Below are 14409 nucleotides of genomic sequence, written 5' to 3' on the forward strand. Positions count from 1 at the left end.
TGGCGGTCGGGAAAAGCCGTTTTGAGGAAAGCGGCTGGCCAATTTTGAACAGATTCGTTTTTGCCAAATCTCTGGGAGGAGAGGATATGCGAAAGAGTCTTATTGCGTCCCTTGCATTTCTGCTTGCAGCCAGCACCGCGGCTTTCGCCGCTGGCCCGTCCGATGGTGTCGTCAAGATCGGCATTCTCAACGACCAGTCCGGCGTCTATGCGGATTTCGGCGGCAAGTCGTCGGTAGCGGCCGCCAAGATGGCCGCCGAGGATTTCGGCGGCAAGGTTCTCGGCGTGCCGATCGAGATCGTCGATGCCGATCACCAGAACAAGCCCGATATCGCCTCCAACATCGCCCGTCAGTGGTATGATCAGGACAAGGTCGACGCCATCATGGAGCTGACGACCTCTTCGGTCGCGCTCGCCGTGCAGGCGGTTGGCAAGGAAAAGAAGAAGATCGATATCGTCACGGGCGCCGCGACCACCGATCTCACCGGCAAGCAATGCTCGCCCTACGGCTTCCATTGGGCCTATGACACGCATGCCCTGGCCGTCGACACCGGCGGCGCGCTCGTCAAGCAGGGTGGCGACACCTGGTTCTTCCTGACCGCGGACTATGCCTTCGGCTATTCGCTCGAGCAGCAGACCAGCGATTTCGTCAAGGCAAGCGGCGGTAAGGTGCTCGGCTCGGTCCGCCATCCGCTGTCGACCAATGACTTCTCGTCCTTCCTGCTGCAGGCGCAGTCGTCGGGCGCCAAGGTCATCGGCCTTGCCAATGCCGGCCTCGACACCTCGAATGCCATCAAGCAGGCCTCCGAATTCGGCATCACCCAGGGTGGCCAGCATCTGGCGGCACTGCTCTTCACGCTCGCCGAAGTCCACGGCCTCGGCCTGCAGGCGGCGCAAGGCCTGACGCTGACGGAAGGCTATTACTGGAATCTCGACGACAAGAGCCGCGAATTCGGTAAGCGCTTCTTTGCCCGCACCGGCAAAATGCCGAACATGATCCATGCCGGCACCTATTCCGCTGTCATGCAATACCTGAAGGCCGTGCAGAAGGCCGGCACAGACGATACCGAGGCTGTTGCCAAGCAGCTGCATGAAATGCCAGTTGATGATTTCTTTGGCCGCGGCGGCACGGTCGGTGCCAACGGCCGCATGATCCACGACATGTATCTTCTTCAGGTCAAGAAGCCGGAAGAGAGCAAGGAGCCGTGGGATTACTTTAACGTGCTGGCGACGATCCCCGGCAAGGAAGCCTATATCGATCCGGCCAAGAGCGGCTGCGATCTCGTCAAGCAATAGGGCTTGGAACAGCCGATGGCGATGTCCTCGACACATCAGCATGAAGAGCCCCGGGTGGTGTTATCCGCCCGGGGACTGCGCCGCGATTTCGGCGGCTTCACCGCCGTCAAGAATGTGGATCTCGACGTACATCACGCCCAGGTCCACGCTCTGATCGGTCCGAACGGCGCCGGCAAGACGACGGTGTTCAATCTGCTCACCAAGTTCCTGCAGCCGACGCATGGGACCATCACGCTGCTCGGCACCGATATTACCAAGACGAAACCTGACAAGGTCGCGCGTATGGGGCTCGTGCGCTCCTTTCAGATTTCCGCTGTTTTCCCGCATCTGACGGTGCTTGACAATGTTCGCGTCGCCCTGCAGCGGCCAAACAATCTCGCCCACCAGTTCTGGCGGCCGCTATCCGCTCTCGACAGCCTCAATGCCCGTGCCGAACAGCTCATCGCGTCAGTCGGTCTCTCGAAGGAGCGCGATGCCATCGCTGCCGATCTTTCGTACGGCCGCAAGCGCGTGCTGGAGATCGCAACGACGCTCGCGCTCGATCCGAAGGTGCTGCTGCTCGACGAGCCGATGGCCGGCATGGGGCTGGAGGACGTGAACACCGTCTCCGCCATCATCCGCGATGTTGCGCGCGACAGGGCTGTGCTCATGGTCGAGCACAATCTCTCGGTCGTTGCCGATATCTGCCATCATGTCACGGTGCTGCAGCGCGGCGAGATCCTGGCCCAGGGCGATTATGCGACGGTCAGCCGGGACCCGCGTGTCCGCGAAGCCTATATGGGCACGGAGGAGGCTTGACGATGGCGTCGCTTCTGGACGTTCAGGGACTTAATGCCTGGTATGGTGAAAGTCACATTCTGCATGGCGTCGATATGCATGTGGGCGAGGGGGAAACCGTCACCATCCTCGGCCGCAACGGCGTCGGCAAGACGACGACGCTGCGCACCATCGTCGGCATCGTCCGTGCCCGCAAGGGCAGGATCGCTTTCGCCGGCAAGGACATGATGCAAGTGCCACTGCACAAGACGGCACATCAGGGCATCGGTTTCGTGCCGGAAGAGCGCGGCATCTTCTCGACGCTCAGCGTCTATGAAAACCTGATGTTGCCGCCGGTCGTGGCAGCAGGAGGCATGACACTCGATGAGATCTTCGAGCTGTTTCCCAACCTGCATGAGCGGCGCAACAGCGTCGGCACCAGGCTTTCGGGCGGCGAACAGCAGATGCTCGCCATGGCCCGCATCCTGCGCACCGGCGTCCGCATGCTGCTGCTCGATGAGCCGACGGAAGGTCTTGCGCCCGTCATCGTCCAGCGCATCGGTGAAGTCCTGCAGAAGTTGAAAAGCCGCGGCATGACCATCTTGCTCGTCGAGCAGAATTTCCGCTTCGCCAGCCGCATCGCCGATCGCTTCTATGTGATGGACCACGGCCAGATGGTCTCGGAATTCCCGGTTGGCGAACTCTCCGAGCGCATGGATATGCTCCACAAGGTTCTGGGGGTCTGAGCATGACGACGATATTCGGCATCCCCGCCCAGGCGCTTCTCGGTCAATTGCTGATCGGGCTGATCAATGGCTCCTTCTATGCATTGCTGAGCCTTGGCCTTGCGATCATCTTCGGCATGCTGCGAGTGATCAATTTCGCCCATGGCGCGCTCTATATGCTCGGCGCCTTCACCGCCTATCTGCTGCTTGCCTATACAGGCATCGGCTATTGGCCGGCACTGGTTCTGGCACCGCTGATCGTCGGCCTGTTCGGCGCGCTGGTCGAGCGGTTCTGCCTACGCCGGCTCTACAGGGTCGATCCGCTCTATGGCTTGCTCTTCACCTTCGGCATGGCGCTGACCATAGAAGGAACCTTCCGCTATCTCTACGGCTCCTCGGGCCAGCCCTATGCCGTGCCGACGGAATTGGCGGGCGCGAAGAATATCGGCTTCATGTTCCTGCCCGTCTATCGCGGCTGGGTGGTCATTGCCTCGCTGGTCGTCTGCATCGGCACCTGGCTGCTGATCGAAAAGACCAAGCTTGGCGCTTATCTGCGCGCCGCGACCGAGAATTCCACGCTTGTGCAGGTTTTCGGCGTCAACGTGCCGGTGCTTCTGACGCTGACCTATGGTTTCGGCGTCGCGCTTGCCGCCTTTGCCGGGGTGCTCGCCGCACCGATCTATCAGGTCTCGCCGCTGATGGGGTCGAACATGATCATCATCGTCTTCGCCGTGGTCGTCGTCGGCGGCATGGGCTCGATCATGGGAGCGATCGTGACGGGCTATATGCTCGGGATTGCCGAGGGCCTCACCAAGGTTTTCTATCCGGAAGCCTCCAACATCGTCATCTTCGTGATCATGGCAATCGTGCTGCTTCTGAGGCCTGCAGGCCTCTTCGGTCGGGAGGCGTGATATGGCTGGATTAATCAGCTTGAGCTCCAAGGAGCGTCCGAAGCTTTCCGTGCAGAAGCTGTTGCTGATCCTCGGCCTTGTCGGTCTGATCTGGGCACCCTTCTTCATCTACCCGATCTTCGTCATGAAGGTGCTCTGCTTCGCGCTGTTTGCCTGCGCCTTCAATCTGCTGCTCGGCTATGCGGGTCTGCTCTCCTTCGGCCATGCCACCTTCTTCGGCGGCGCGGCCTATTTCACCGCCTACGCCGTGAAGGAATGGGGCGTGCCGCCCGAACTCGGCATCCTGATCGGCGTTGCTGGTGCCTCGCTGCTCGGCCTCGTCATGGGTTTCGTCGCCATTCGCAGGCAGGGCATCTATTTCGCCATGATCACGCTGGCGCTCTCCTACATGTTCTATTTCTTCTGCCTGCAGGCGGCATTTACCCATGGCGAGGATGGCATTCAGTCGGTGCCGCGCGGCTATCTCTTCGGCGTGCTCGATCTCAACAACTCCTTCAACATGTATTACTTCGTCCTCGCGATCTTCCTGATCGGCGTGCTGATCATCTGGCGTTTCATCAATTCGCCCTTCGGCATGATCCTGAAATCGATCCGCGAGAACGAGCAACGGGCGATTTCGCTCGGCTATTCCGTCGCGCATTACAAGCTCGGCGCCTTCGTCATGTCTGCGGCGCTGGCGGGGCTCGCCGGTGCGGTCAAGGCGCTGGTCTTCCAGTTCGCGACGCTGACGGACGTCGCCTGGCAGATGTCCGGCGAAGTCATTCTCATGACCTTGCTTGGCGGCATAGGCACGCTGATCGGCCCGATTTTTGGCGCGGGGTTCGTGGCGACGCTGGAAAACTATCTCGCCACATCGGAATTCCCCGTCACCATCATCACCGGCATCGTCTTCATGGTCTGCGTCCTGCTCTTCCGCCGCGGTGTCGTCGGCGAATTCTATGCCTCGCGGTTAGGACGGAAGCTGGGGTTTGAATATCGGCGGTAATGATCAAACCTATGCGTTCTTGTTGTGCACCCCCTCACCCCAGCCCTCTCCCCAAGGGGAGAGGGGAAACTGTCTTTGACGATCACCGGATACGGGGCCTAGGCAAATGCCGAAATAGTCCCCTCTCCCCTCGGGGAGAGGGTTAGGATGGGGGGCATGCCAATGGATCGCTTCGACTACATCATCATCGGTGCCGGCAGTGCCGGATGCGTGCTGGCCAACCGGCTTTCGGCCGACGGCAACAACAGGGTGCTGCTGCTGGAAGCCGGCGGCAATGACAATTACCACTGGATCCACATTCCGGTCGGCTATCTCTATTGCATCAACAACCCGCGCACGGACTGGTGCTTCACCACGTCGCCGGAAGCGGGATTGAACGGCCGGTCGCTGAACTACCCGCGCGGCAAGGTGCTGGGCGGCTGCTCCTCCATCAACGGCATGATCTATATGCGCGGCCAGGCGCGTGATTACGATCTCTGGCGCCAGCTGGGCTGCGCCGGTTGGGGCTGGGACGATGTGCTGCCCTATTTCATCAGGTCAGAGGATCATTATCGCGGCGAGGATGAGATGCATGGCGCCGGCGGCGAGTGGCGGGTCGAGAAGGCCCGCGTGCGCTGGGCCGTGCTTGATGCCTTCCAGGCCGCGGCCAAGGAGGCCGGCATCCCCGAGACGGCGGATTTCAATCGCGGCAACAATGAAGGCTCCGGCTATTTCGACGTCAACCAGCGCTCCGGCATTCGCTGGAACACGACGAAGGCCTTCCTGCGCCCGGCGATGAAGCGCGGCAATCTCACCGTCTATACCAAGGCACAGGTCCGCCGCCTGATCGTCGAGGGCGATGCCGTGACCGGTGTCGAGTTCCAGCATGATGGCGTGGCGAAGCGCGCCTATGCGAATAAGGAAACCGTATTATCCGCCGGCTCCATCGGCTCGCCGCACATTCTCGAGCTCTCGGGCATCGGTCATGGCGAGGTGTTGAGCAAGGCCGGCATCGACGTCGTGCGCGAGGTCCGGTCCGTCGGCGAAAACCTGCAGGATCATCTGCAGCTTCGCCTTGCCTACAAGGTGACCGGCGTACCCACGTTGAACGAGAAGGCGACGAAGCTGATCGGCAAGGCGGCGATCGGGCTCGAATATCTGGTTCGCCGCTCAGGCCCGATGGCGATGGCGCCGAGCCAGCTCGGCATCTTCACCCGCTCCGGACCGGACAAGGAAACGCCGGACCTGCAATATCACGTGCAGCCGGTCTCGCTCGACAAGTTCGGCGATCCCGTTCACCCCTTTCCGGCCATCACCGCCAGCGTCTGCAACCTCCGGCCCGAAAGCCGCGGCTCCGTGCATGTTCGCAGCCCCGATTTCGCCCTACAGCCGGCCATCAGCCCGAATTATCTTTCGGCGGCACGCGACCGGGAGATCGCCGTTCGTTCGATTCGCCTGACGCGGCGCATCGTCGCGCAGCCGTCCTTCGCCCGGTTTCGTCCGGAGGAATTCAAGCCCGGTCCGGCCTATGAGACGGATGCCGATCTGGAACGTGCCGCCGGCGATATCGGCACGACGATTTTTCATCCGGTCGGCACTTGCCGCATGGGCAGCGACGCCCAAAGTGTCGTGGATCCCCGCCTGCGGCTCAGGGCATTGGCAAGGCTGCGCATCGCCGACGCCTCCATCATGCCGTCGATCACATCGGGCAATACCAATTCGCCAACCATCATGATCGCCGAAAAGGCCGCCGAGATGATCCTTGCCGATAACCGATGAAGGCCTATTGATGGACGGAAGCGGAGACAGGAGATTTGCATGGACAGCACCGACGAGGTCATCATCGAGCGGCGCGGATCGGCCGGCATCATCAGGCTCAATCGACCGAAGGCGCTGAACAGCCTGACGCTGCCGATGGTACGGGCCATCGCTTCGGCGTTGGAGGATTTCGCTGCCGATCCGCTGGTCGGAAGCGTCATCGTCCTGGGTGAGGGGGAGCGCGGCTTCTGTGCCGGCGGTGATATCCGCCTGCTGCACCAGAGCGGCAAGGAGGGTTCCGGCAGAGCGGAAACCTTCTGGCGCGAGGAGTTTCTGCTTAACCATGCCATATCGCGCTACGCCAAGCCCTATGTGGTGCTGATGGATGGCATCACCATGGGCGGCGGCGTTGGTCTCTCGGCCCACGGCAGCCATCGCATCGTCACTGAACGCACGCGCCTTGCCATGCCCGAGACCGGCATCGGCTATTTCCCGGATGTCGGCGCCACCTGGCTGCTGCCGCGTGCGCCTGGCGAAGCCGGAACCTGGATGGGGCTGACCGGCCTTACGATCGCCGCCGCCGATGCGATTCATGCCGGTTTTGCCGATCATTGTGTCGCATCCTCGGAACTGCCGGCGCTGGTCGATGCGATTGCCGCACTGGCTACCTCGGCCACTGCAGCAGACGTGCATGCGCTGATCCGGACGATGGCGGTAGACGCCGGCGAAAGCCGGCTCGCGGCAAATCGGGATGTTATCGATCGGGCGTTTTCGGCAGATACGGTGGAGGGGATACTAGCGGCATTGACTGGTGAGCCCGGAGAGTTCGCCGCGGAAGCCGCAAGTGTGATCGCCAGCCGCTCGCCGACCAGCCTCAAGCTGACCTTGCGGCTGCTCAGGGCGGGGCGAGCGAGCGCCGATCTTGCCGAATGCCTCAATCGCGAACTCGGCGCCTGCAAGGGCATATTGTATAATCACGATTTCTACGAAGGCGTGCGAGCTGCCGTCATCGACAAGGACCGCAATCCGAAATGGTCTCCGGCGAGCCTTGCCGAAGTGACCGTTGCCGATATCGACCGCTTCTTCGTGCCGGCGCAGCCGCCGCTTTTCACAAGATAACCGATCGTGGGAGGAAAACATCATGACACGGATCGCTTTCATCGGCCTCGGCAATATGGGTGGTCCGATGGCCGCCAATCTCGTCAAGGCCGGCCATGCCGTGATCGGGTTCGACCTCTCGCATGATGTGCTGAAGGCAGCCGAAGCGTCTGGCGTGAAGGCCGCCAGCGTACTGACCGAGGCTTTGGCCGATGCCGAAGTGGTCGTGACCATGCTGCCGAAAAGCCAGCATGTCCTCACAGTCTGGACCGATGTGCTGCGGTCAGTTCCGAAGGGAACGCTGCTGATCGACAGCTCCACCATCGATGTCGACAGCGCCCGCAAGGCGCATGCGATGGCCGGCGAAGTCGGTTGCCTTTCGCTCGATGCACCGGTTTCCGGCGGCACGGGCGGTGCTGCGGCCGGCACGCTGACCTTCATGGCCGGCGGCTCGGCGGAAAGCTTTGCTGCCGCCAAGCCACTGCTCGAGGTGATGGGCAAGAAGATCGTCCATTGCGGCGATGCCGGTGCCGGCCAGGCCGCGAAGATCTGCAACAACATGATCCTCGGTATCTCGATGATCGGTGTCTGCGAAGCCTTCGTGCTCGGTGAAAAGCTCGGCCTCTCTCATCAGGCTCTCTTCGATGTCGCCTCGACGTCCTCCGGTCAATGCTGGTCGATCAATACCTATTGCCCTGTCCCCGGACCCGTGCCGACATCGCCGGCCAACAACGACTACAAACCCGGCTTCGCGGCAGCGCTGATGCTCAAGGATCTACGGCTATCTCAGGAGGCGGCCTTGTCGAGCGGCGCATCGACGCCTCTGGGTGCGGAAGCGGCGCAGCTGTATGCCCTCTTCGAAAAGCTCGGCAATGGCGGCCGCGATTTTTCGGCGATCATCGAGATGTTTCGCGAGGCGAAGTGAGGATTGCCGGATGGTCAGACGGGGCACTTCAGATTGCCTCGTCCCAGCGACCGAGTCTCAACTCACCGCCACATGCCCCGCATCCGCGCCCCCACATCGACGCGCACTTCTCTCGCCCGGATCGCGGCGGCGCTTTCGGCGCGTGCCTGCGGCCAGCCGCAAACCTCGAAGAACTGCAGCAACGTCGCCGGGATGAAACGTGTGCGCGAGGCAAAGACATGCTTGTCGCCATGCGCATGTTGACCATGCACGAAGAAACGCTGCGGAATGACGAGATCGAGATTGTCCTTCGCCCGCGTCATCGCAACATAGAGCAGCCGCCGTTCCTCCTCGATCTCGGCCGATGATCCGACGGCGAGATCGGCGGGGATGCAGCCGTCGACTGCGTTGAGGATGAAGACCTTCGTCCACTCCTGCCCCTTGGCGGAATGAATGGTTGAGAGGATCAGATAGTCCTCATCCAGCAGTGGCGTACCGGCCTGATCGCTGGTCGCGTCAGGCGGATCGAGCGTCAGTTCGGTGAGGAAGCGCTCGCGCGAGCCGTAGCCCGCGGCAATCTGTTCGAGCTGGACGAGATCCGCCTGGCGTGTCGCGGCATCCTCATGCGCGCGTTCCAGATGCGGTTCGTACCATTGGCGGACAAGGCCAATTTCCCCCGGCCAGCCGGCCTTGCCGCTTTTAACTTCTCGCATCGTCTCGACAAAGGCGGTCCAGTCGTCTCCCGTGCGCGGCGGTGGCGGCAGTTCGCTGAGCGCCGCAATCGGACTCGCTTCTTCGCCGATCTGGTCGAGCACGCGCTGTGCTGTCGAAGGGCCGACGCCGGGCAGGAGCTGCATCAAGCGGAAGCCCGCCACGCGATCGCGCGGGTTCTGGGCAAAGCGCAACGCCGCCAGCATGTCCTTCACATGGGCGCTGTCGAGAAACTTCAGCCCGCCGAATTTGACGAAGGGGATGTTGCGCCGGGCGAGTTCCACTTCCAGCGGGCCGCTATGGCTCGACGTGCGAAAGAGCACGGCCTGCTGCTTGAGCCGCGTGCCGCCCTCGCGATTTTCCAATATCTGGTCCGCGATGTAGCGCGCCTGATCGGACTCGTCACGCACCGTCACCAGCCGCGGCCGTTCCGTGCTCTGCCGCTCGGTACGCAGGTTCTTCGTGAAGCGCTCCGAAGCGAGATCGATCACGGCATTGGCGGCGGCCAGGATCGGCTGCGTCGAGCGGTAATTGCGGTCGAGCGTCACGATATCGGCCGAGGGCGTGAAGGCTTTCGGAAAGTCGAGAATGTTGCGCACGGTCGCGGCACGGAAGGAATAGATCGACTGCGCGTCATCACCGACGACGGTCAATCCCCGGCCATCCGGCTTCAGGGCGAGCAGGATGGAGGACTGTAGCCGGTTGGTGTCCTGATATTCGTCGACGAGCACATGGTCGAAACGGCTGCCGATATCCTCGGCGATCAGCGGCTCCTGCAGCATATGCGCCCAGTAGAGCAGCAGGTCGTCGTAATCGAGCACGTTCTGCGCCTGCTTCGCTTCGACATAAGAGGCGAAAAGATCGCGCAGCTGCTGCTCCCACATGGCGCACCATGGAAAGAAGTCGCGCAGTACGCCGTCGAGCGGCGCTTCCGCATTGACGGAGCGCGAATAGATCGCAAGGCATGTCGCCTTGGTCGGGAAACGGTTCTCCGTTTTGGAAAAGCCGAGATCATGGCGCGCAAGGTTCATGAGGTCGGCGCTGTCTTCCCGATCGTGGATCGTGAAGGCCGGATCGATGCCGATCTGCTCGGCATAATCCCGCAGCAGGCGCGCGCCGATGCCGTGGAACGTACCGCTCCAGGCCAGCGCATCGGCGGTGATGCCGGCATTGGCCCCCAGCACCTCGCGGCAGATGCGCTCGACGCGGCGGCCCATTTCGGCGGCGGCGCGGCGCGAGAACGTCATCAGCAGGATACGGCGCGGGTCGGCGCCCTTGACGATCAGATGCGCCACCCGATGGGCAAGCGTATTCGTCTTGCCGGAGCCGGCGCCCGCGATGACGAGCAGCGGTCCGGCGATGTGGCCCGTATCCGCTGTCGTGCCGTGTTCCACCGCCAGCCGCTGCTCCGGGTTCAATTTTTCCAGGTAGGCGGCAGTCATCAATTCTCCTGGATGGCGAGGAAGCCGGGCGCGACCTGCGACGAATCGCAGATGTGAAAATATCTCAGCGTTCTATGGATGTTCCGAATCGGCCGAACCTGTCAAGTTGGAGGAAATTCCCTCGTCGGTGCGAAGTTTGCGCAAGAATTTCATTCGGATTTGGTGGAGGCGGCTCGAAAAGAACTTTGTTTGTTCTTATGTATGATCATGGCGCGGCACTTTTGAGTATGGGTTTCGCAGTGCGTTGAGTGAAGGTTTCCGAATATGAACGAAACGATCGCCACTGGGCTGCGCCTGCCTGGCGGACTGGTGGCTCTGCCGGACGGGCGCATCGCGCTTGTTGAGACGGACCCAAGTCGCCGTTATCTAAAGCTTTTCGATACGAGCGGCGCCTGTGAGGAACTGTGTCGGATCGGCGGCAGCCCGACCGGAATCGCGATCGACGGTGACGGCTGCTTCTGGGTGGCCGGCGGCCCGGAGAATTCGCTCATCAAGCTCTCGCCGCAAGGGCGGATCCGCCAGGTGATAGAGGGGAGTGCCGACGGCCCGTTTCTTCATCCGAACGCGCTCGCCTTCGGGCCCGACGGCCTGCTCTACATGACCGATTCCGGCATTCGCCTCACCGACCTGCTGGAAAGAGGGCATATCCATCCGGATTTCTTCAAGGCCGCCTATAATGGCTGCGTCTATCAGATCGATCCTTCCGAAGGCCGGGTGATCCGCGTCCTGGCCGCCGGCCTGCTGCTTGCCAGCGGCATCGCCTTCGGACCTGATGGGCTGCTTTACTATAGCGAGACGCTGACTGGAAAAATCCATCGGCAGATCGTCGGCGGGCGGCAGGAGATGTTTGCGCAATCGATGAGGTCGCCCGCGGTAAACGTACTGCGCGGGCCATCGGGCCTTGCCTTCGATCGCAGCGGCACGCTCTATTGTGCCATGTCCGGCCTTGGCGAAATTTGTCTGATCGATAGAGAGGGGATGATGTCCGGCCATATCCGCACCAATGGCACGCGGCCGAGCGGCATCGCCTTCACCGTCGACGGCAAGCACCTGCTCGTCGGCGAACAGGAGAAGGGCGTCATAGAAAAGATAACGGCGCCCCGTCTCGGCCTGCCGTTGCATATGCCGTCCATTTCCTGAGGCGCTTTGCGATTTTCTAATGGCGCTCGCCGCGCATTTCGCCTGAGATGCTTTCGTCCGGCTGATGGACATGCCCGAAGCTCGGGCATGTCCTGTTCTCAGATATTGGCTGCTTATTCTAACGCGGGGATCTGCTTGTTGTCCTTGCCGGACTTGTCGTCCGCCGGCTTCGCATCGTTGGCGACCGGCTTGGCATGGCGGCGACGCCAGTCGCCGAGGAAGAGCAGGATCGGCGCGGCAATGAAGACCGACGAGGCACCGGCGACGAGGATGCCGAACACCATCGGGATCGCGAAGCTGGAGACGGCGCTGCCACCCCAGATCGCCATCGGCACCAGCGCCAGGAAGGCGGTGGCGTTGGTATAGAGGCTTCGCGCCAGCGTCTCGTTGATCGACCTGTCGATGATATCGCGCAGCGGCATCGACTTGTAGAGCCGCATGTTTTCACGCATGCGGTCATAGACCACGACCTTGTCGTTCACCGAATATCCCACAAGCGTCAGGATTGCGGCGATGGCCGTCAGGTTGAAATCGAGTCCGGTGATCGCGAAGAAACCGATCGCCTTGGTGACGTCGAGGATCAGCGTGACGATGGCGCCGACTGCGAACGGCCATTCGAAGCGATACCAGATGTAGAACAGCATCGCCAGGCTGGCGATCACGACCGACAGGATGCCGGCCCAGGCAAGCTCGCCCGAGACCTTCGGACCGATGACATCGGTGCCTTCGATGGTCGCGCTTGGATCGATCTTGACGATTTCTGCCTTGAGCTTGGTCACTGCGGCGGTCTGCGCCTCTTCACCGCCGTCCTGGCGCTGGGCGCGGACAAGAAGGCTGTTGTTGTCGCCGAAGGACTGCAGTGCGATTTCGCCGAGGCCGAGCGTGTTCAGGCCCTCGCGGAACGTCGCCAGATCGGCCGCGTCCTTGGTCTTGACCGACATCTGGATACCGCCGCGGAAATCGACGCCGTAGTTGAGGCCCGGATGGATGAACAGGACCACCGAGGCGAGCGACAGGATCGCCGAGACGGTGACGCCGAAGAAGCGGGCCTTCATGAACTGGATGTGCTTGTCATAGGGGCTGAAGGGGATCAGCGGCCTGATGTTGATCACCTTCAGCTTACGGCGACGGGTGATGGCGATCATCACTACGCGCACGAAGGCGACGGAGGTGAACATCGAGATGATGAGGCCGAGACCCATGGTCACGGCAAAGCCGCGGACGGGGCCGGAGCCGAAGTAGAACAGGATGGCGGCAGCGATCAGCGCCGTCATGTTGCCGTCAATGATCGTCGAATAGGCCTTCTTGAAGCCGTTATCGATGGCGGCGAAGGCGCCGCGACCCTTGCGGGTTTCTTCGCGGATGCGCTCGTTGATGAGAACGTTGGCATCGACCGCAAGGCCGATACCGAGAACGATACCGGCAATACCCGGCAGCGTCAGCGTGGCGCCGACAAGCGTCAGGGCCGAGAAGGTCAGGACCGTGTGGATGAGCAGGGCAACATTCGCCAGAATCCCCCAGGTGCCATAGAGCACGAAGATGAAGGCGGCAACCAGAACGAAGCCGACCAAGCCGCTATAGATGCCCTTCTGGATCGCGTCGCTACCAAGGTCGGCGCCGACGGTACGCTCTTCGATGACGGTGAGCTTGGCCGGCAGAGCACCGGCACGCAGCAGGGCTGCAAGCGTGGTGGCGCTGTCGGCGGTGAAGTTGCCGGAGATCTGGCCCGAACCACCGGTGATCGGCTCGCGGATATTAGGCGCGCTCAGCACCTTGTTGTCGAGGACGATGGCAAAGGGCTTTCCGACGTTTTCGCGGGTGATTTCGGCAAAGCGGTTGGCACCGGCGCTGTCGAAGCGGAAGGTGACGAGCGGCTCATGCGTGTTCGGATCGAAGCTCACGCGGGCGTCCGTCAGACGGTCGCCGGACAGTTCGATGCGATCGAGAACCGGATAGCTGTTGCCCTGCTCGTCCTTCATGATGGTGACGCCGGGAGGCGGATTGTTCGGATCGGCATTGTCGGCCAGCAGATGGAAGGACATCTTCGCGGTCGAACCGAGAAGCTCGCGTAGATGGGACGGATCCTGCGCGCCCGGAAGCTGGACGAGAACCCGGTTCGGGCCGACGCGCTGGATGGTCGGCTCGGCAACGCCCACCTGGTCGACGCGCTTGCGGATGACTTCAAGGCTCTGCTGGACGGCGGAGTCGACGTTGGCCGAAATGCCGGCCTGCGAGAAGGACATGGCGATCGTTGCGCCGTTCGGCTTGATGGTGAGATCGGACTGGCCGGCCGAGAGGCCCGACGTGATCGTATTGGCCAGCGTCTGCAACTGCGTCACCGCGTCACCGCTCTGCGAGGGATCGTTGAGCGTCACGACGATCTGGTCGCCGCTGCGGACGACCGAACGGACCTGGATGTTCTTGTCGCGCAGCACGCGGCGTGCGTCCTGCTGCAGCGATTGCAGCCGGCCGTTCGTCAGATCCTTCTCGTCGACTTCGAGAACGAGGTAGGAGCCGCCGCGAAGGTCGAGGCCGAGGGACACCTGGCTATGCGGCAGCCAGGATGGGATCTTGCTGAGAACCGACGGCGGCAGCGCGTTCGGCAGGGCTATCAGAAAGCCAATGACGATGATCACTGTATAGAGTGCCACGAGCCATGGTGAGGTGCGCATGGGTATTATCCTTGAAAATACGCTTATGCCGGC

At 61.9% G+C, this 14409-nt stretch carries 11 protein-coding genes; 9 read left to right on the plus strand and 2 right to left on the minus strand.

All coding sequences use genetic code 11. The features are described from left to right. Window positions 1-86 precede the first annotated feature (86 nt). From FHT84_RS12515 to mmsB, 8 genes are all read left to right on the plus strand, one after another. Complete coding sequence (locus FHT84_RS12515; protein WP_183762648.1) at window positions 87-1295, plus strand: ABC transporter substrate-binding protein; 1209 nt, start codon at window positions 87-89, stop codon at window positions 1293-1295. A gap of 15 nt (window positions 1296-1310) precedes the next feature. Next, the gene (locus FHT84_RS12520) at window positions 1311-2093 is read left to right on the plus strand and encodes an ABC transporter ATP-binding protein (RefSeq protein WP_183762651.1); all 783 of its coding nucleotides are present in this window, start codon (window positions 1311-1313) and stop codon (window positions 2091-2093) included. A 2-nt stretch (window positions 2094-2095) separates the two neighbouring features. Next, on the plus strand, window positions 2096-2797 hold the full coding sequence (locus FHT84_RS12525) for an ABC transporter ATP-binding protein (RefSeq protein WP_183762654.1): 702 nt from the start codon (window positions 2096-2098) through the stop codon (window positions 2795-2797). A gap of 2 nt (window positions 2798-2799) precedes the next feature. Further along, window positions 2800-3687 carry a branched-chain amino acid ABC transporter permease gene (locus tag FHT84_RS12530; RefSeq protein WP_183762657.1) on the plus strand — a complete coding sequence of 296 codons (888 nt, stop codon included), beginning with the start codon at window positions 2800-2802 and terminating at the stop codon, window positions 3685-3687. A 1-nt stretch (window position 3688) separates the two neighbouring features. Beyond that, the gene (locus FHT84_RS12535) at window positions 3689-4672 is read left to right on the plus strand and encodes a branched-chain amino acid ABC transporter permease (RefSeq protein ID WP_183762660.1); all 984 of its coding nucleotides are present in this window, start codon (window positions 3689-3691) and stop codon (window positions 4670-4672) included. Between the two features lie 162 nt (window positions 4673-4834). Then, window positions 4835-6430 (plus strand): GMC family oxidoreductase N-terminal domain-containing protein, encoded by a 1596-nt coding sequence (locus FHT84_RS12540; RefSeq protein WP_183762766.1) that lies wholly within the window; start codon window positions 4835-4837, stop codon window positions 6428-6430. 39 nt (window positions 6431-6469) lie between these two features. Then, window positions 6470-7528, plus strand: coding sequence for an enoyl-CoA hydratase/isomerase family protein (locus FHT84_RS12545; protein WP_183762663.1), 1059 nt, complete (start codon window positions 6470-6472; stop codon window positions 7526-7528). Window positions 7529-7550: 22 nt separating this feature from the next. After that, complete coding sequence (mmsB, locus tag FHT84_RS12550) at window positions 7551-8432, plus strand: 3-hydroxyisobutyrate dehydrogenase (protein WP_183762666.1); 882 nt, start codon at window positions 7551-7553, stop codon at window positions 8430-8432. 62 nt (window positions 8433-8494) lie between these two features. Here the strand turns inward: mmsB and FHT84_RS12555 are convergent, their stop codons facing one another. Continuing rightward, a complete protein-coding gene (locus tag FHT84_RS12555) occupies window positions 8495-10564 on the minus strand; it encodes an ATP-dependent helicase (protein WP_183762669.1) in 2070 nt (689 codons plus the stop codon). 264 nt (window positions 10565-10828) lie between these two features. On the opposite strand from FHT84_RS12555, the gene FHT84_RS12560 reads away from it, so the two are divergent. Continuing rightward, window positions 10829-11704, plus strand: coding sequence for an SMP-30/gluconolactonase/LRE family protein (locus FHT84_RS12560; RefSeq protein WP_183762672.1), 876 nt, complete (start codon window positions 10829-10831; stop codon window positions 11702-11704). A 113-nt stretch (window positions 11705-11817) separates the two neighbouring features. Here the strand turns inward: FHT84_RS12560 and secD are convergent, their stop codons facing one another. Continuing rightward, a complete protein-coding gene (gene secD / locus FHT84_RS12565) occupies window positions 11818-14376 on the minus strand; it encodes a protein translocase subunit SecD (RefSeq protein WP_183762675.1) in 2559 nt (852 codons plus the stop codon). Window positions 14377-14409 lie beyond the last annotated feature (33 nt).

The organism is Rhizobium sp. BK289 (genome assembly GCF_014193575.1).
Classification (GTDB): Bacteria; Pseudomonadota; Alphaproteobacteria; order Rhizobiales; family Rhizobiaceae; genus Rhizobium; species Rhizobium tropici_C.

Bases quoted from the DNA above. Each gene is read 5' to 3' on its own strand.
- FHT84_RS12515 (WP_183762648.1), top strand. From the start codon at position 87: ATGCGAAAGAGTCTTATTGCGTCCCTTGCATTTCTGCTTGCAGCCAGC.
- FHT84_RS12520 (WP_183762651.1), top strand. From the start codon at position 1,311: ATGGCGATGTCCTCGACACATCAGCATGAAGAGCCCCGGGTGGTGTTA.
- FHT84_RS12525 (WP_183762654.1), top strand. From the start codon at position 2,096: ATGGCGTCGCTTCTGGACGTTCAGGGACTTAATGCCTGGTATGGTGAA.
- FHT84_RS12530 (WP_183762657.1), top strand. From the start codon at position 2,800: ATGACGACGATATTCGGCATCCCCGCCCAGGCGCTTCTCGGTCAATTG.
- FHT84_RS12535 (WP_183762660.1), top strand. From the start codon at position 3,689: ATGGCTGGATTAATCAGCTTGAGCTCCAAGGAGCGTCCGAAGCTTTCC.
- FHT84_RS12540 (WP_183762766.1), top strand. From the start codon at position 4,835: ATGGATCGCTTCGACTACATCATCATCGGTGCCGGCAGTGCCGGATGC.
- FHT84_RS12545 (WP_183762663.1), top strand. From the start codon at position 6,470: ATGGACAGCACCGACGAGGTCATCATCGAGCGGCGCGGATCGGCCGGC.
- mmsB (WP_183762666.1), top strand. From the start codon at position 7,551: ATGACACGGATCGCTTTCATCGGCCTCGGCAATATGGGTGGTCCGATG.
- FHT84_RS12555 (WP_183762669.1), bottom strand. From the start codon at position 10,564: ATGACTGCCGCCTACCTGGAAAAATTGAACCCGGAGCAGCGGCTGGCG.
- FHT84_RS12560 (WP_183762672.1), top strand. From the start codon at position 10,829: ATGAACGAAACGATCGCCACTGGGCTGCGCCTGCCTGGCGGACTGGTG.
- secD (WP_183762675.1), bottom strand. From the start codon at position 14,376: ATGCGCACCTCACCATGGCTCGTGGCACTCTATACAGTGATCATCGTC.